This is a genomic window from Clostridium zeae, from assembly GCF_017312485.1.
GTDB classification, from domain to species: Bacteria; Bacillota; Clostridia; order Clostridiales; family Clostridiaceae; genus Clostridium_AR; species Clostridium_AR zeae.
This window is the reverse complement of record NZ_BMBA01000016.1, coordinates 1-17,508: the sequence shown is the minus strand read 5'-3', so window position 1 is coordinate 17,508 and position 17,508 is coordinate 1. Positions and strand designations below refer to the sequence as shown.

Annotated in this window: 14 protein-coding genes, 1 tRNA gene and 3 rRNA genes; 13 read left to right on the top strand and 5 right to left on the bottom strand. The window is 29.7% G+C overall.

The genetic code is table 11. The annotated features are described in order from the left end of the window. Positions 1 to 106: 106 nt before the first annotated feature. From rrf (J3477_RS25780) to rrf (J3477_RS25765), 4 genes are all read left to right on the top strand, one after another. A 5S ribosomal RNA gene (gene rrf, locus J3477_RS25780) occupies positions 107 to 224 on the top strand. 5 nt (positions 225 to 229) lie between these two features. Next, positions 230 to 305, top strand: a tRNA-Lys gene (locus J3477_RS25775). Positions 306 to 515: 210 nt separating this feature from the next. Further along, positions 516 to 812: a hypothetical protein gene (locus tag J3477_RS25770; protein WP_206873097.1), complete on the top strand. Its 297-nt coding sequence runs from the start codon at positions 516 to 518 to the stop codon at positions 810 to 812. Positions 813 to 895: 83 nt separating this feature from the next. Beyond that, positions 896 to 1,013, top strand: a 5S ribosomal RNA gene (gene rrf, locus J3477_RS25765). A 403-nt stretch (positions 1,014 to 1,416) separates the two neighbouring features. On the opposite strand, the gene J3477_RS25760 is transcribed toward rrf (J3477_RS25765), so the two are convergent. Then, positions 1,417 to 1,707 carry a hypothetical protein gene (locus J3477_RS25760; RefSeq protein WP_206873096.1) on the bottom strand — a complete coding sequence of 97 codons (291 nt, stop codon included), beginning with the start codon at positions 1,705 to 1,707 and terminating at the stop codon, positions 1,417 to 1,419. Between the two features lie 266 nt (positions 1,708 to 1,973). On the opposite strand from J3477_RS25760, the gene J3477_RS25755 reads away from it, so the two are divergent. The 4 genes from J3477_RS25755 to J3477_RS25740 are packed head-to-tail and all read left to right on the top strand — an operon-like array spanning position 1,974 to position 5,523. Further along, complete coding sequence (locus J3477_RS25755; RefSeq protein WP_206873095.1) at positions 1,974 to 2,735, top strand: DeoR/GlpR family DNA-binding transcription regulator; 762 nt, start codon at positions 1,974 to 1,976, stop codon at positions 2,733 to 2,735. 18 nt (positions 2,736 to 2,753) lie between these two features. Continuing rightward, positions 2,754 to 3,689, top strand: coding sequence for a 1-phosphofructokinase (pfkB, locus tag J3477_RS25750; protein ID WP_206873094.1), 936 nt, complete (start codon positions 2,754 to 2,756; stop codon positions 3,687 to 3,689). 2 nt (positions 3,690 to 3,691) lie between these two features. Continuing rightward, a complete protein-coding gene (locus tag J3477_RS25745) occupies positions 3,692 to 4,135 on the top strand; it encodes a PTS sugar transporter subunit IIA (RefSeq protein ID WP_206873093.1) in 444 nt (147 codons plus the stop codon). A gap of 23 nt (positions 4,136 to 4,158) precedes the next feature. Continuing rightward, entirely contained in the window at positions 4,159 to 5,523 is a 1,365-nt protein-coding gene (locus J3477_RS25740) for a PTS fructose transporter subunit IIC (protein ID WP_206873092.1), read from the top strand. A 304-nt stretch (positions 5,524 to 5,827) separates the two neighbouring features. On the opposite strand, the gene J3477_RS25735 is transcribed toward J3477_RS25740, so the two are convergent. The 3 genes from J3477_RS25735 to J3477_RS25725 all read right to left on the bottom strand — a co-directional run bounded on the left by J3477_RS25735 (position 5,828) and on the right by J3477_RS25725 (position 9,501). Next, positions 5,828 to 7,105: an MFS transporter gene (locus J3477_RS25735; RefSeq protein ID WP_228731370.1), complete on the bottom strand. Its 1,278-nt coding sequence runs from the start codon at positions 7,103 to 7,105 to the stop codon at positions 5,828 to 5,830. Between the two features lie 248 nt (positions 7,106 to 7,353). Further along, positions 7,354 to 8,262: an alpha/beta hydrolase gene (locus J3477_RS25730; protein WP_206873090.1), complete on the bottom strand. Its 909-nt coding sequence runs from the start codon at positions 8,260 to 8,262 to the stop codon at positions 7,354 to 7,356. A gap of 495 nt (positions 8,263 to 8,757) precedes the next feature. Beyond that, the gene (locus J3477_RS25725; RefSeq protein ID WP_206873089.1) at positions 8,758 to 9,501 is read right to left on the bottom strand and encodes a signal peptidase II; all 744 of its coding nucleotides are present in this window, start codon (positions 9,499 to 9,501) and stop codon (positions 8,758 to 8,760) included. Between the two features lie 823 nt (positions 9,502 to 10,324). Between J3477_RS25725 and J3477_RS25720 the strand changes: the two genes are divergently transcribed. The 4 genes from J3477_RS25720 (at position 10,325) to J3477_RS25705 (ending at position 15,939) form a co-directional block, all read left to right on the top strand. Then, positions 10,325 to 13,039, top strand: a complete 2,715-nt coding sequence (locus tag J3477_RS25720; protein ID WP_206873088.1) for an EAL domain-containing protein — start codon at positions 10,325 to 10,327, stop codon at positions 13,037 to 13,039. A gap of 347 nt (positions 13,040 to 13,386) precedes the next feature. Beyond that, positions 13,387 to 14,190 (top strand): pyruvate, water dikinase regulatory protein, encoded by an 804-nt coding sequence (locus tag J3477_RS25715; RefSeq protein ID WP_206873087.1) that lies wholly within the window; start codon positions 13,387 to 13,389, stop codon positions 14,188 to 14,190. Positions 14,191 to 14,677: 487 nt separating this feature from the next. Then, positions 14,678 to 15,598, top strand: a complete 921-nt coding sequence (locus J3477_RS25710) for a patatin-like phospholipase family protein (protein ID WP_206873086.1) — start codon at positions 14,678 to 14,680, stop codon at positions 15,596 to 15,598. 137 nt (positions 15,599 to 15,735) lie between these two features. Continuing rightward, complete coding sequence (locus J3477_RS25705; RefSeq protein WP_183279999.1) at positions 15,736 to 15,939, top strand: cold-shock protein; 204 nt, start codon at positions 15,736 to 15,738, stop codon at positions 15,937 to 15,939. 306 nt (positions 15,940 to 16,245) lie between these two features. Here the strand turns inward: J3477_RS25705 and J3477_RS25700 are convergent, their stop codons facing one another. Continuing rightward, complete coding sequence (locus J3477_RS25700; protein WP_206873085.1) at positions 16,246 to 16,788, bottom strand: DUF6512 family protein; 543 nt, start codon at positions 16,786 to 16,788, stop codon at positions 16,246 to 16,248. 614 nt (positions 16,789 to 17,402) lie between these two features. Between J3477_RS25700 and J3477_RS25695 the strand changes: the two genes are divergently transcribed. Beyond that, positions 17,403 to 17,508 (top strand): 16S ribosomal RNA (locus J3477_RS25695); the annotation flags it as partial.

The window sequence follows — 17,508 nt, the reverse complement described above, 5'->3', positions numbered from 1 at the left end:
ATGGTAACATGTTCAGCTGACCGATACTAATAGGTCGAGGGCTTGACCAATACAAATTATTACAAAGTAAACTTAAGTGCAATTTTGAAAGAATAATCTTTCAATATCTAGTGATGATGCGTCTAAGGGTTACACCCGTACCCATTCCGAACACGACGGTTAAGACTTAGACGGCTGATGGTACTGCATGGGCGACTGTGTGGGAGAGTAAGTGGTCGCTAGGTTATATGCACTATTAGCTCAGTTGGTAGAGCACCTGACTCTTAATCAGGGTGCCCCGGGTTCGAGTCCCTGATAGTGCACCAGTAAAGACTTCATTTTGTGAAGTCTTTTTGTTTTGTTATTTATTAAATAGTCTGTAAGTTCATTTTAAAACACATATATATTAGTTGAGATAAAACAAATAAATTACATGATGAACAAGTGTATATAGCATATATGATGTTAAAAAATTCATATAGATATCACTCCTTGAATATAATTAATAATAGTATTTATTTTCTGGAGTTAGTATTATGGATATAAATGAAATTAAAGATTATTATAAAAAAGAAATTGATTTTGAAGATGTATCACAGGAATATCTGATTTCTTATTTGAGTGATATATATAATAGATGTTTATTGGACTTAGAAAAGTTAGAAAAGGATATAGAGTACGACTCGGAAGAATTAAATAATATAAAATCATTAGAAGAAAAAAATTCAAAGAGGTACAAAGCTATAAATTCAAATAGAAGAAAACTATTGAAGAGAATAGAAGAAAGTAAAAAGAAATTAGATAAAGTTTATGATATGATCAATAAAATTTAAAATTAGATTATAAAATTTATGTTGACAAGCTTCGATATAACTAGTATACTATATAAGTGTTGAAAAGCTTTTGCTTTGAAGAATCTAGTGATGATGCGTCTAAGGGTTACACCCGTACCCATACCGAACACGAAGGTTAAGACTTAAACGGCTGATGGTACTGCATGGGCGACTGTGTGGGAGAGTAGGTGGTCGCTAGGTGTGTGCTCCATCAATAATATGATGGAGCATTAACTTTATAAGAATAAGATTTTGTTTAAATTTGCTTAGCGTATTAAGATAAAGAAACCACCATCAAAGTATTTTGATGGTGGTTTCTTATTTGTATGATAAATTTTTTATATAGATTCAAAAAGATGGATATACAAAAAAAGATAGCTGAAAAAGTTGCTTCAGCTATCTTTTTTATTTGTATAAAACAAGAATTAGATATAGAAGCATAACTGTTTATGATATAAATTATTTGAATCAAAAATTAAATATAAAGCACATATATTATTTGATATTAGCAATAATAACATTGATACAAATAAGTCTATATTTTATTAATTGTATTATATAAAGATGAGAGTAATAAGTGTGAGTATTATTTCTTTAATATTTATCAAAACAATAGAATGTAATTAATTGTAGCATCAGTTCTTTTGTCAAAGTTCTTAGAGCGTAACCCAAATGTTATGATTACATTAACTTGATAGATATTGACTATCTGTGTCTTTATATCTATAGTACAACGAAAGAATTGGCCTTCGTCATCAGAAAAGCCATAATCTATTCCTTGAAGTGCTGCAACAACTTTAGATAATCTTATAGGATAAGTATTAAAAGTTCTTGTTATTACTCTTCCACTGGAAAGTTCTTCGGGAAATCTAACAGAATCAGTTATCATGTTCATCTAAATAATCACCTCCACCTAATTATATGAATGAAATCATTCAATAATAATATAAAGTGGTAATTATGAGCGTTACAATCAATAAAAATCATAAATGAGCATAAAAGCTATTTTTGGTAATATAAATGTGATTGTTTTTGAAATATTTTGCGCAAATGATATTGACTTTGTAAATGTTATCATATAAAATATAATCAAACAAGCAGATACAATCAAAAGTAATCAAGCTTCATGTCAATAGAAATAAAGAAGGTGTATAACTAGTTATGTTCGCTGAAGAAAGACAACAAAAAATACTCGATATGCTTAATTCTGAAAGTAGTATAAAGGTTATGGATATAGCAATATTACTTAATGTATCCGAATCTACTATAAGAAGAGATTTACAAGAACTAGAAGAAAAAAAGCTACTTATGAGAACTCATGGTGGAGCTGTAGGTATAAACAATAGAACAAGCTTTGAACCATCCTTTACTGATAAAAAGGATGAGCGAATTGATCAAAAGCATAGTATTGCAGAAGTTGCAAGTGAGATGATTGAAAATGGTGATACTATAATACTTGATTCAGGTACAACAACTCTTGAAATAGCTAAGAGAATAAATGGAAGAGATATAACAGTAATAACAAATTCAATAGATATAGCAGCAGAGCTTTCTGAAAAAGAAGGTATTGAGATAATAGTAACTGGAGGTAGTTTAAGACTTAATACTAGAGCTATGGTTGGTCATTTAACAGAAAGTGTTATTAAAAACTTCAGAGTGGACAAAGCGTTTATAGGTGCCAATGGAGTTTCTATAGAAGATGGTATAACAACACCTAATTTTATTGAAGCTCAGACAAAGAAATCAATGATTAATTATGCAAGTAAAGTAATCATAGTTGCAGACAGCAGTAAGTTTAATAATGTTTCATTTTCTGTAATATGCCCAGTAAAGGCGGTAAGTATGATTATAACTAGTAATGATATTGATGAAGAAGTAATAAAACAATATGCAGAAATAGGCGTAGATATTATAACAGCTTAAGATTAAGGAGGTGAGCAAATGATAATAACAGTAACTCTTAATCCAGCCATGGATAAAACCCTTATAATAGAAGATTTTAAACTAGGGACTGTAAATAGAACCTCAGATATAAGATATGATATAGGGGGAAAAGGAGTAAATGTATCTAAGGTATTAAAGAATTTTGGAATAGATTCCTTAGCTATAGGGTTCCTTGGTGGAACATGGAAGGCAAGTTTTGAGCATGAACTAGATAAAAGAGGGATTAATCATCAATTTATAGATATTAAAGCAAGCACTAGAACTAACACAAAAGTAGTAGATACTAAAAATAACATTTATACAGATATAAATGAAGCAGGACCAGATATATCTAAAGCTGAATTGGATGAATTTATAGCATTATACAGTGAAAGATGTTCAGAAGGAGATATTGTTGTATTGTCAGGTGGTATACCATCAAGTTTACCGAAAGATATATACGGAACACTAATAAGTATTGCAAAAAGTAAGGGAGCCTTAACAATTCTTGATGCTGAAGGAGAATTACTTGCAAATGGACTAAAAGAAAAACCTTTTGCAATAAAACCTAATAATCATGAATTGTCACTATTGTTTAATGAAGAGTTAGATAGCGTTGAGAAAATAATTGAATCTTGTGACAAAATAAGAGAGCAAGGCATTGATAATATATTAGTTTCAATGGGATCTGAAGGTGCAGTTTATATTACAAAAGAAAAGACATTCTTTGCTAGAGGAATTAAGGTTCCTGTAAGAAGTACAGTTGGTGCAGGAGACTCTATGGTTGCTGCTTTAGTATATTCCATAGTAAATAAGTTAGATGCAAAGAACACACTGATATTTGCGCAGGGCTGTGGAGCAGCTACAGTTACCTTAGAAGGGACAGAAGCGTGTAAGCTTGAGCAAGTAGAAGGTATGATACTAAAAGTAAAGGAAAATATTGAGGAGGTATAACAATGGCAACAAAAGATATGTTTACAGAAAAAAGAGTTTGTTTCGATATGAAAGCTAGAACAAAAATGGAGGCTTTAGATGAACTTATTGATATATTAGTAAAAGATGGAGTTATAAATGACAGTAAAGTATTTAAGGAAGCTGTATTAAAAAGAGAAGAAGAGTTTTCTACAGGTATAGGAATGGGAATAGCGATACCTCACGGAAAGAGCAACTCTGTAAATAAGGCTTCTATAGCATTCGGGAAAAGTAAAGCAGGAGTTGATTATGAATCAATGGATGAAAAGCCAGCACATCTATTCTTCTTAATAGCTGTTCCTGAAGAAGCAAATGATACTCATCTTAGAGCTTTAAGTGAAATATCAAGAAAGCTTATGCACTCAGATATTAGAGAATCACTTATGAATTGTACTAGTTTTGACCAGTTTATAAAAGTATTCGAATAAAATAAAAAATAGGGGGTATTAGTATGAAATTAGTAGCAATAACATCTTGTCCAACAGGTATTGCACATACATACATGGCGGCGGAGGCTCTTCAAATGGCAGCTAAAGAGTTAGGCCACGAGATAAAGGTAGAAACTCAGGGCTCTGTAGGTGCTGAAAATGTTATAAGTCAAGAGGATTTAAGAAGTGCAGGCGCTGTAATAATTGCAGCAGACACAAATGTAGATAAAAGCAGATTTGCAGGAATGCCTTTAGTTGAGGTTTCGGTAAAGGATGCTATAAAGGATCCAAAAGCCCTTATCCAAAGAGCATTATCAGCTAAAGCTAGTGACGTTCCGAAAAAGACTGAAGCTTCATCCAATGCTCAAGAAAAAGAGAACAGAAATGGACCATACAAGCATTTAATGAATGGTGTATCTTTCATGATTCCTTTTGTAGTAGCTGGAGGTATATTAATAGCATTGTCATTTGCATTCGGAATAAAGGCATTTGAAGTCAAAGGATCTTTTGCAGAAGCACTATTTAGAATTGGTGCCAATGGTGCATTTAGCTTCTTAGTACCAATACTTGCTGGATATATTGCTTACTCAATAGCTGATAGACCTGGTTTAGTACCTGGTATGGTTGGTGGTTATTTAGCTTCAAATATAGGTTCAGGTTTCTTAGGTGGATTAATTGCCGGTTTCCTTGCTGGTTATACAGTGTATTATTTAAAGAAGGTTATAAAATTACCAAAGTCTTTAGAAGGTTTAATGCCTGTACTTGTTTTACCTGTACTTTCAACACTTATAGTAGGACTAATAATGATTTATGTGTTAGGTAACCCAGTTAAAGCAATTAATGATGCACTTACTGGATGGTTAAATAGTTTAAGTGGAACTAATGCTATATTACTTGGAACAATAATCGGGTTAATGATGGCTTTCGATATGGGAGGTCCTTTAAACAAAGCAGCTTATACTTTCGGTGTAGCAACTATATCTCAAGGACAACCTTCTGCTATAATGGCAGCGGTAATGGCAGCAGGTATGGTTCCACCACTTGCAGTAGCAGTAGCTACAGTTTTAGGAAAAAATAAATTTACAACTCAAGAGAGAGAAGCAGGAAAAGCAGCTTGGGCTTTAGGTGCAGCATTTATAACAGAAGGTGCGATACCTTTCGCAGCAGCAGATCCATTAAGAGTAATACCTTCAATTATGGTAGGTTCAGCTCTAACAGGAGCACTATCAATGCTATTTAAGTGCACTCTTGCAGTACCTCATGGTGGATTATTCGTATTCTTTATACCAAATGCAGTAGGTAATGTATTAATGTATGTTTTATCTATATTAATCGGAGCAGTTGTAGGTGGAGTTATTCTTTCAACAATTAAAAAACCAGTAGCTTAATATAAAAAATAGATCCCTGTTCACATAGTGGCAGGGATTTTTTACTGTATACGAAAGTATAAAATTTTCAAGTTAACTAAACCTAGATATTTCAATGGCTTTAGAAGTTTTTGTAGCTATACAGTAAAAAATAAAACTTATTCCCCTGCTAGATTTTCCTCATATACATTCGGAAAGGCAGATGCGTAAAAAGCTCTCTGAAGAAGGCTACTTCAGAGACTTTTTTATTGTATCTAAAGTTATGAAATTTAATAGCTGTAAAGCGAGTAATTTGAACTTACTTGAACAACTTTTAATAGGACTTTTATTCCGATGGATTTGCAATTACTTTGTTGTTACTTGTACTCTTAGATTTCTCAATATGGCTGTCTAATCTTATAAATATAAAGGCACCAATTGCAAAAAGAACTATGAGGCTTAGTACTCCATATCTAGTATTATTAGTGGCAGAACCTATGATTCCCATAAGTAGTGGACCAAATACTGATGATATTCTTCCGAAGATATTGTATATCCCATAATACTCTGCAGAATTTTCTTTGGGTATAAGCTTTCCAAAGTACGATCTGCTTAGGGCTTGTATACCTCCTTGAGCGCTTCCTACAAGAATTGCAAGAATCCAAAAATCTAAAGTGCTTTTTATGAATACTCCGTATATAGATACAATGCAATAGGTTATTATTCCAAATAAGATCATTTTTCCGGAAGAAAACTTTTTTGCTAATTTACCGTACAGCATAGAGCATGGAAAGGCCACAACTTGAAGTACCACTAACACTATCATCATCATATTAGTAGACATACCAATGTCTAAACCGAATGCAGTTGCCATTGATATTATGGTATGTACACCATCTATATAGAAGAAAAAAGCTAGAAGAAATAAAAATATTTCTTTATTTTGTTTAACTTTCTTAAAAGTATTCCATAATTTTTTAAAACTATTTTTTATATAGTTAGGTTCAGGTTCTATAAAGTAAATTTGTTTTACATTCTTAAGTATAGGAAGAGTAAATATAAACCACCAAATAGCTGTGATTAGAAATGATAATTCAGTAGCGAGAACAGTAGATATACCTATTCTACCTGCAAACATTATTAATAGTATACATGCTAAAAATGGTATAGTTCCTCCTATGTATCCCCAAGCAAAACCAAGTGATGATACGTTATCCATATTATCATTATCGGTTACATCGGTTATAAAGGAATCATAAAAGACGCAACTTCCAGAGAAGCCTATGACAGTAAGCGTGTAAATAATGAGGCAGGTTAGCCAGTTGCCTTCGCCTACAAACATCAATAATGCAGTTGATATTATTCCGACTAAAGTAAATACTAGGAAAAAACGTTTTTTTCTAAACTTGTAGTCTGCCATAGTTCCTAAAAGAGGAGCTATAATGGCTACTAATAGAGTTGATACAGAATTTGCATATCCCCAGTATGCCGTAGAGGTAGGGCCATCAAGACCTTTAGCAGCAACTGTTTTGAAGAATACTGGTAAGATTGCAGTAGTTATAGTTATGGAGTAGGCAGAGTTGGCAAAGTCATATAAAATCCAGCTTTTTTCTTGTTTGGTCAAAATCAAACACTCCTTTTCTTATAAAATAAGTATCTATTTTAAGTATACTAGATTGGTGTGTAATTATATTATCAATTTGCAAATATTAACCTAAAATTTACCTTCATACTATGAAGAAACTTTTATACAATAAAAGGATGTACCTTTTGAATTCAAGTTCATCTTCAAAGTTAGTCTTTCATGACTCAATAGGAAGAAGCATTGTTGAATTTTAAAGTACATCTTTAAGTTAAACAAGGAAGTAGTTGTTATATTATATTTATATCTCTTAAGAATTTATCAACTCTTCTTTCATACTCTTCAGGATTACTGATATAAGCTTGCGCATGGCCAGCATCTGGTGCTATATAAATATCTTTAAATCCACTTTTTAAAGAATATAAATCATGAGACATCTTTGTTGGTACATAATCATCTTTTTCACCATGTATAAATAATATAGGAGTACTTATCTTGTTAATTGTTTTTATAGGGCTGACATCATTAAAACTCCAGCCCTTTGTAATTTTAGTTACTATGCTTGCAAGAGGTATAAGGGGAAGCTGCTTTACTCGTTTAAAATCATTCTTAAGCCTATGCTTGAAAAGTTCCGTTGTATCAGAATATCCACAATCATCTATGCAAAATTTAATGCGCGGATCAATTGCTATATATTGAAGGACTGTTCCTCCTCCCATTGACTCTCCATGTACTCCAATTAAGGTTGAAGAGCCAACCCTTTCCATAACCCAGTCTGTACATGTTTTTAAATCATGTTTTTCATAATAACCAAAGGAAGTATCATTTCCACCGCTAAGACCATGATTTCTATGATCATATATAAGTACAGCAAAACCTCTTTTTATAAATATATCCATATACTTCATAGAACCATACAAGCTCCATGTTATACCGTGAGCGAAAATAATAACTTTTTTAGAATTATTATTCGGGAAAAAGAAACCATGAAGTTTATAACCAAAAGTTGATGGGATATATATTTCTTCTTTCTCTAGTTCATTAAGGATGTAATTTTTTATATTTCCAGCATCTAATTCAGCTGAAAGTGTGTCATCATATTTTTTTACAGTAGGTAGTACTACAATTCTAGAAAAGTACAAAGAAGTAACTAATGCAACTAGTAATAAGAGTATTATTAATAATAGCAAAATTTTCATAATGACCTCCATTTTAATATATATTAGTAATTATACTTCCGAGGAAAATTATCAACAACAGATTTGATAATTAAAGTTTTCTGTAATTAAAGTATTAGTATTTAAGCATTAGAAATACTTGCTTTTTATAAAGTATAGATAAAATTAAATAAAACAAAAGCCTTCCGTATCATCAGAAGGCTTTTGTTTTATTTAATATATTTATTTTAGTAAGTAAATTCATCTTATAAAGTGAACTTTATTATAATTTATTAGAGATATTATAACAATGAAAAAACACAAAAAAAATTTTTAAGGACCTGCAAAATAAAGTTAATACTTCAGATGCTGATTCTTAAAAATACTCTGCAAATGCAGAAAAATTAAACGTAAAATGAATAAAGGTTTGTTAAAGATTAAACATTCAATTTTATTTTAATTCAAAAAGAAATTATAATCAAGGGCAATTGCTAAATAATAGTCATCGGTTAGAGTGTTTTGTAATTATTTTAGAATCTATTTTGATCTCTGAAAAATATCTTTCTTTATAAATATAAGAAACCTTTTAATACTTTCAATATCTTGATTTAAAGTTGTTTCTTCAGATGTTTGCCAAAATCCATTGTTATATATGCATAAAGCTAAAAAGAAGATTGCTAGGTTTATGTATATATCCTTTAAATCTGCTATAAAGAGCGAACTTATTCCTATAAAGTCTAAACTACCACCATAAAATACTTTATCTATTAATGAGCATAGACAGCCACTTAGTATAAAACAAAAGCTCATGTCAGCCCAAAAATCCTTATGTCCTTTATGAAGATAATATCTATAACCTTCAATAAAAATCAATATTGCAATTATATTTACAGTTATAAGAACTGAGAAGCTTAAACTAGTACCAAATCTAGCATTTAGCCATGAACCGGATGAATTAATTATTGGATTAAAGCTTAAAAAATTATCTATTAAAAAAAAGCTTTTATCAAAGTACCAGTTCTTTATAATATACTTTATTCCTTGATCTAAGATAAATGTGGAAGTAAATATAATCAATAGACTAGACTTGGATAACCCTCTAGAAAATCTTTTTCCTAAAGAATATATTAAAAGACCAACTATAGCGAAGAGTATTGTTGGTAAAAGATTCATTATTATATCATATTGTGAATGAATCCTACCTGTAATAAACTCAAAAGCAAAATATATTATCCACATCGTAGGTAAAATGCCTACAGTTAATAATCGAGATTTATTCATTGATAGTTCCTCCTAGAATTTAAGTTAAAATAGTACTCATATTATATTGCAAGTTATCATTTTATAAATTGATTTTATCATCTATTTAGATTTATGTTCAACTAATAGTTAGAAAATATAAGTAATTATATTTTTATATACTATTAAAAATTTCTATGTGTTTGTTTTTCACATACCATATAAATTATATTGAATGAAGATTTATAGATTGATAGTTGAGGCATGAAAAGTTTAAAAAGTTATATTTAAGTGGAACTAAAATTTTATGTTAACAATTACATAATGTTTCAAGAAGATCTATTAATATAGGTGTCTTTAAATAAAATATAAAAATATCAATTATTATTTGCACATTTTATAAATGTATAGCTTTTTACCTGAACATCTCATAAAGATACAAGTTTAGACAAAAAAATACATGTTTTTTATTGAAATAAATTACATACTTTGGTAAAATACAAAAGGATTAAAAAAAACATTAAAAATGCTATTTAAAAGCACTACGAATTAAGACCTATCTATAATTACTAAATTTGTCTACTATAGACATCATGTTAATTACATCTTGATTTACTCTAATAAATTATTTACTGATTTTCACTTAAGAGTTTTATAATTATAACGATGAAAATACTGAGGCGTGTTTGTAAGAGAATTAAATTTAAAATCTATTTACAGATAAGAGGAAGATGTTATATATATATTTGCAAATTCATTAAATTCCTCTCCAGATTGGGGAAGTAATCTAAAATAGAAAAGTATTTTCTAAATATAAATCTATATCATGTCTGGTATTTACAATTTTGATAAGGGAAGGGATTTGATGAGATATACAATAACAAAGAAAGTTAGGGCATTTGCTATATTATTAGTGATTACTACAGTAGTTTTTCTAAGCACGATATATTTTATTAATGCAAATAGAATAGTAAAGCAATCATTTGAAGAGCGAAGTATACTTCTTATGAATACTGTGGATTTTTCAATTGATAATTTTACAAAAGAGCAGGAGCATATAATTGATCAAATTGAAAAATCAAACTTAATAGATAAAAATTTATCCTTTTTAGATAAAGAGCATATGCAGAATAATCTAGATGGTATCTCAGAAACCTATGGAAGTGTGCTAAATATATATCTTGCATATGATGACGGAAGCTGTGTTATTAGTCCAAGGACAAATATTGTTCTTGGTAACTTAAGTGAAAGAGACTGGTATACTGCAGCTATTAAAGCAAATACAAATGTCTGGAGCGATGCCTATACAGATAAGGTAACAGGGAAAACAGTAATAACTGTATCTAAAGCTTTATATAAAGATGGAAAGCTGATAGGTGTACTTGGAATTGATTTTGCTATGGATTCACTCGTTGATTATATATCAAATATAAAATTAGGCGACACAGGCCATATTATGTTATTAGATTCGAAATATAAGATAATGGCTGGATATGATAATGAACAAATAGGGACGTATATAAAAAGCGAAGAGTTAACTAAAACAATTCTATCTGGAAGCAAAAAGGTAATTGAACTGGAATATAATGGTGAGAAAAAATACTGCTTCTACAGTAAGTCTTTAAGAACCAATTGGATAATAGTTGGAATGATAGATGAAAAAGAGATGAATAAGTACTCTAAGGATATATTAGAGATAACTATACTATCTTCTTTGCTTATATCTATATTAGCTATATTTCTAGGTGGTCGTGTCACTAAAAGTATAACAAAAAATTTGAAGATACTTGCCGAAGACATAGAACATATAGGTGCAGATGATCTAAAGCTAAGGTTTGATGAAGGAGCGAAGGATGAGGTAGCAATTATAGCTTCACATATTAATAATATTTTGGACAAGCTAAGCTGCATTATTGAGTCTTCTAGTGATTCTATATGGGAATATGATATAGATAAAGATGAACTAACACTGTCAGAAAAGTTTAGTTCCATATCGGGATACAATATTAATAATAAGAGATATACACTTCAATCTTTAATAGAGCTTATACATCCAGATGACTATGGAAAAGCATGTGATAGTTTTACTTTATTAATTAAAGGGCATGAATCTATGTTTGAAAGTGAATTTAGGATTAGGAAGATTGATGGTGAATATATATGGTTAAGTGTGAAATCAAAGCCAGCAAGTAAAAAGAATAAAAAAAGTTCTAAGATCTACGGCTCTATTACAGATATAACCTTAAAAAAATTATATGAAGAGGATATTTTTTACCTAGCATATTATGATCAGCTTACTAATCTACCAAATAAGATATATTTTCAAAAGGAATTAGCTAAAGAAATAGAAAGATTAAAAGAAAATAACTTAAATGCAATAGTAATACTTATAGATGTAGATAATTTTAAAAACATTAATGATACATTAGGCCACAGGATTGGTGATTTATTACTTATAGAAATATCTACAGTACTAAGTAATTTAAGTAAATATAATACAATTGTTGCAAGAATAGGTGGAGATGAATTTCTGCTGCTAATGAAGGATGTAAGCAAATATGAAAATGTAGATCGTTTGGTTAATAAAATACAAACTGGATTAAAAAGCAACTTTTATATAGAGGGAAAATGCATAAATGTTTCATCCAGTGCAGGAATAGTGGAGTTTCCTAAAAATGGTGACAATGTAGAAGATATAATAAGAAATGCTGATATAGCAATGTATGGAGCTAAAGAAAGTGGTAAAAATAAAGCTTTATTATTTGACAATACTATGTTTGAAAGCTTTAACAGAAAAATTGCAATTGAGCGAGGCTTAAGTGATATAAATTATGATAATGAATTAGAGGTTTACTATCAAGCTCAAATGGATTTAGAACAGCACAAATTAAGGGGCCTTGAAGCACTTTTAAGATGGAATTCTCCGGTATTAGGAAGGGTATCTCCAGCAGAATTTATCCCTATTGCTGAGGAGACTGGAAGTATAGTACCTATAGGAGAATGGCTTATATATAAAGTTTTTAAGAGTGCTAACGAGCTTAGAATGAAAAATATAGGATATAATGTGATTTCTATAAATATTTCTGCAGTGCAGCTACTAGATAAAAATTTTTTAGCTACAGTACAAAGGGCTTTGGAAGAGACCGGAATAGATTCTAGTCAAGTAGAATTTGAAATAACTGAGACTGCTATAATTAATAATATACAATATAGCAATGAAATTCTGAACAGTTTAAGAAAATTAGGGTTTAAGATTGTGCTTGATGATTTTGGTACTGGGTATTCTTCACTAAGTTATTTAAAAATGCTTCCTATCGAAGTGTTAAAAATAGATAAGTCATTTATTGATGATATTAACTCTACTCATAACAATAGAGCTTTACTTGATGGAATAATAAAACTTGCTCATGATTTAAGAATGGAAGTTATAGCTGAAGGTGTTGAAGAAGATGAACAGCTTAGATTTCTTGAAGAAATAAGTTGCGATGTAGTGCAAGGTTATTATTTTAGTAAGCCAGTACCATATGAAGTAGTTGAGGAAGAATATAAGAGGCTTCTAAAATTCAAGTCAACTAAATAAATAATTATAGAAAGAATTCTAATTTGAGCTTAGAGTTCTTTTTATTTTAAGTAAATATTAAATTTTAGATTAGGTTTAATAGAGATGAAACACTTCAATTTGAAAATATAAATTTAATTATGAAGTGGTTAATTTATATACAGACTTATTTTTATGTATAGTTGTAGCTATCTATAAAAAGAAAAAACTATACTAAATTATAAAAGTATGGTTAAAGAATGAAATTATGTATACAATTTAGTTATACTTGTGTGTGATTTATAGGTATAATAATCAATAGAAGGGTTAATTTTTGGGTTAAATGTAATAGAATTTATAACTTAATGATAAGAAAGAGGGTATATAGTATGTTAACCATATTTGCTGTTTCAGATTCTATTGGAGAAACTGCCGAACAAGTTGCTATAGCAGCAGCAAGTCAGTTTAAAGATAAGGCAGAGGTAAAGAGGATTCCGTATGTTAAATCATTTGAAGATGTTGAGGAATTAATAAAAAACATAGATACATGTACATCTTGCATGGTAGTATCAACTATAATAACTGTTAATGTAAGAGAATTTTTAACTGAAAAATGTATAGAAAAAAATATTAATATAATAAATGTGTTGGGACCAATAATAAATGTAGCTTCCACAATATTGAATACCCATCCTAATTATAATCCAGGAGCTATGTGGAAAACTGACGAAATGTATTTTAAGAGAATAGAGGCCATGGAATTTGCCATGCAATATGATGATTCGAAAGATTATAGAGGGCTTAAAAATGCTGATGTAGTTTTAATTGGATTATCCAGAACTTCTAAGACTCCTTTATGTATGTATCTAGCTAATAAGGGGATAAAAGCTATAAATATTCCTCTTGTTCCAGAGGTTGGAGTTCCAGATGAATTATATCAAATAGATAAGAAGAAGATATTTGGGTTAACTATCAATCCACTTCAGTTAATTGAAATTAGGAAAAGAAGGTTAGATAAATTTCATAGAATTTCTTCTGAGATTGAATATGCTAGCGATTCAAGAATATTAGAAGAATTTGATTTTGCTGATAAGATTATAAGAAAGCTAGGATGTAAGACTGTTGATGTAACTCAAAGAGCTATAGAAGATACTGCTCTAATAATCATGGACTCTATTGGACATGGGAAATAGAATATAAGCTTAATTTTAAGTGGTATATCCTTTTGAGATATATCACTTTTTACTATTATGTGAATGTGGAAAATCTTCAACCTAGATATTTAAATAGTTTTCAAGTTTTTATGGATTTATAGATTTATAATAAAATAAAAACTATTAGCCTGCTAGAAATTCTTCGATATGTTCAGAAAAGTCAGATGCGTAAAAAAATCACTGAAGAAAGTCACTTCAGCGATTTTTTTTGAAATATGACATGGAGATGTTCCTATTTCAATATCTATATTAAATTCGTAAAAAATCATAGGACATATAAGATCTTATTAAATATAGCTATTCACACTTTCAGTATTAATAGTATTTGTTAAATTATTTACTTAATACATAAATATGTTTTATATTTCAACAGCCTGTCTATAATTTAAATAAATGCGATTAAGAACCATATACCGTGTAATGAATATTTTATAAATAAGTATAGATTTAGGGTTAGGAGGTTTATATGAAAATAGGATTAGTATTGGCTGGTGGTGGAGGAAGAGGCGCTTATCAAATAGGGGTATGGAGAGCCTTGGCTGATTTGGGCTTTGATAAATATATAAAGGTTGTTTCGGGTACATCAATAGGAGCACTAAATGCGGTTTTATTTATGTGTGGAGATATAGATAAAGCAGAAGAGTTATGGCTAAACTTATCAAGAGATGAAATTTTACCTGCTAAGAATATAGAATTAATGAAGAAAAGTTTAATGTTAGCTTGGGGATCAAGGAATATAAATTTTGTTAAAAAGTATATTCCCAAAACCTTGGAGATGGGAAATATATCAAGGCAAGGCTTAATTGATCTGATGAATAAACATATCGATTTTGCAAAGGTTCAGAAATCTCAAATAACTTGTTATGCTGCTTGTAGTGAAATGCCTTCCATTAAACCTAAGTATTTCAAGCTAAATCAATATGATGAGAATGGAATAAAGGAGATACTACTAGCTAGTTCTGCTATACCGGTTGTATATGAAAGTAAAGAAATTGAGACTAGAAAATATTTAGATGGAGCTATGTGTGACAACCTACCAATCCAACCACTCTATGGTGACGGGTGCGACATAATAATAGCTGTAAACTTATCTCTTGTAAGCGAAGTAGACAGAGCTGCATTTCCAAATGCTAAAATAATTGAAATAATACCTAGTGAAATGGATGATGGTGTTCTTAGTGCAACTTTAGATTTTACCCCTAATGGTGCTAGAAAAAGAATCAAGCAAGGGTATGATGATACAAAAAATCTATTTGAGCCTATTATAGAACTAACAAAATATAATTTAATAAAAATTCCTCAAGATGTTGTAGCCAACGTTGGTAAGAAGTTGTTAAAACAATCTAATAGGTTTAGAGACATTATAGTAAATAATAGAAATGAATAATATTAATTTAAGGATAGATATTGCACTGATTTGGTATATGTTTGCAAGAAAAGTGATAATTGAATTTAAGTAGTGATGAATTAAAAATATGCATATGGGGACATTAATATTATATTATAAGTTTTGGAGGTTTTTGTATGCAGACAGGTATTGTAAAATGGTTTGATAATGAAAAAGGATATGGATTTATATCGGCCAATGCAGGCGATGATGTTTTTGTTCATCATTCTCAGATTAAAGAAAAGGGACCAAGTAAAGATCTTCATGAAGGAGAAGAGGTATCTTTTGATGTTGTTCAAAAAGAAAAAGGGCCTCAAGCAATAAATGTAGAGAAGATGTAAGTCTATCTTAATTTGGTAGTATTACTCTATATGAGGTGACTAACGTCAAATTAGAATTGGATATAATTAATGATAATCAAATATGGATAACTTTAAATCTAAATCCTTTTTAAAACCTCTGATGGATTCTTAACAGAGGTTTTAAAAATATCAATATAAAGTTATCCATTTAAAATGATTATTGTCTTACGTATTATTCCACAACAATATAATGAATTATGAAATTGTTTGTATAGATAAGTTGTTTTATTAAATTCATTAAAATTACAGTAGTACCTATGAATAAGTGGTTATAGTCGATTAGTTCTAGAATTTGAGGATGTTATTAAGACGTTTTGATGCTTCAAACAACCAGTTACTTGGTGGGTTAATTGTAAAAGCAAAGAAAATTAATGTACAGATCATTAGAAATAAAAATGATAATAAATTCAAATAAGCATAATTTCGATTTAAGATTAATATTCTAAAAGATAACATTTGGCTTAATATGCATATAGCTACAAATAGAATGTTATGATTTATTATTATGTTATTCATTAGGTTATATTTAAATAGTAAGTAAGACGTGGTCAACAATATACTCATAAATATAACTTCTAATGCCTTTGCAGTAAAAAAGTTATCTGCACTTCCTTTTAACGATAAGTTTTCTATCAAGGAGAAAATTATAATTGAAAAAAAACCTACCTTCAAATTTTCCCATATGCTGTTATTAACCACGCTAAACAATCCTATAATGAAATTTTGATTTAAAGTTTTATAAGCAAACTCTAGAGTTAATCCAACTACTATAAGGAATGGCGTTCCTATAACTTCCCATAACAACAGTTCACTTTTTTTGTGTTTCATTAATTAGCACTTCCTAGAAAATTATAGTTTATCATGTATTGAATATAATAAACTCCTCTTATATTATTTCTTACATTAGAAGTATGATTAATATATAAGATTTATTACAAACAGTTAAATAATTACCTGGTATAGCATTAATGTTTTTTAATGTAGCATAAGGTAATTATTTAGTAAGCTACAAAAATGAAGAGCTTTTAACATGAAATAATAAACATACTTATAAAATTTAGAGAAAACATAACCAGGTGTATCAATATAAGGAAATTAGCAAATTATAAAGAAAAAGTTATCTATTAGAGAATAAAGTGATTCATTTAAGGAATTAATATATTTGTAACTATATTCAGCATGTTATTATAAAACACGTCGCTGAAACAAGTAGTGACGAAGACACGAAAGTAAAATTTATCTTTCAAAAATAAGTTTTAAAAAAGTGTTGACAAAGAAATCTTACGGTGGTAAGATGAATAAGCTGTCAGAAAACAGCGAAAGTAAACTTGGTCTTTGAAAATTAAACAGAGAAGATAAACAAAGTCTAAAACTAGACTTAAACTAAACCAGCAATTCTTTTGAAAAAAGACTTACTAAGTAAGTAAGCTATGATTAAACTTTAAATTGAGAGTTTGATCCTGGCTCAGGACGAACGCTGGCGGCGTGCCTAACACATGCAAGTCGAGCGGAGAAAGTTCTTCGGAACTTTCTTAGCGGCGGACGGGT

Excerpts from the sequence above, each read along its gene's own strand:
- J3477_RS25770 (WP_206873097.1), top strand. The coding sequence starts at position 516 with ATGGATATAAATGAAATTAAAGATTATTATAAAAAAGAAATTGATTTT.
- J3477_RS25760 (WP_206873096.1), bottom strand. The coding sequence starts at position 1,707 with ATGAACATGATAACTGATTCTGTTAGATTTCCCGAAGAACTTTCCAGT.
- J3477_RS25755 (WP_206873095.1), top strand. The coding sequence starts at position 1,974 with ATGTTCGCTGAAGAAAGACAACAAAAAATACTCGATATGCTTAATTCT.
- pfkB (WP_206873094.1), top strand. The coding sequence starts at position 2,754 with ATGATAATAACAGTAACTCTTAATCCAGCCATGGATAAAACCCTTATA.
- J3477_RS25745 (WP_206873093.1), top strand. The coding sequence starts at position 3,692 with ATGGCAACAAAAGATATGTTTACAGAAAAAAGAGTTTGTTTCGATATG.
- J3477_RS25740 (WP_206873092.1), top strand. The coding sequence starts at position 4,159 with ATGAAATTAGTAGCAATAACATCTTGTCCAACAGGTATTGCACATACA.
- J3477_RS25730 (WP_206873090.1), bottom strand. The coding sequence starts at position 8,262 with ATGAAAATTTTGCTATTATTAATAATACTCTTATTACTAGTTGCATTA.
- J3477_RS25725 (WP_206873089.1), bottom strand. The coding sequence starts at position 9,501 with ATGAATAAATCTCGATTATTAACTGTAGGCATTTTACCTACGATGTGG.
- J3477_RS25720 (WP_206873088.1), top strand. The coding sequence starts at position 10,325 with ATGAGATATACAATAACAAAGAAAGTTAGGGCATTTGCTATATTATTA.
- J3477_RS25715 (WP_206873087.1), top strand. The coding sequence starts at position 13,387 with ATGTTAACCATATTTGCTGTTTCAGATTCTATTGGAGAAACTGCCGAA.
- J3477_RS25710 (WP_206873086.1), top strand. The coding sequence starts at position 14,678 with ATGAAAATAGGATTAGTATTGGCTGGTGGTGGAGGAAGAGGCGCTTAT.
- J3477_RS25705 (WP_183279999.1), top strand. The coding sequence starts at position 15,736 with ATGCAGACAGGTATTGTAAAATGGTTTGATAATGAAAAAGGATATGGA.
- J3477_RS25700 (WP_206873085.1), bottom strand. The coding sequence starts at position 16,788 with ATGAAACACAAAAAAAGTGAACTGTTGTTATGGGAAGTTATAGGAACG.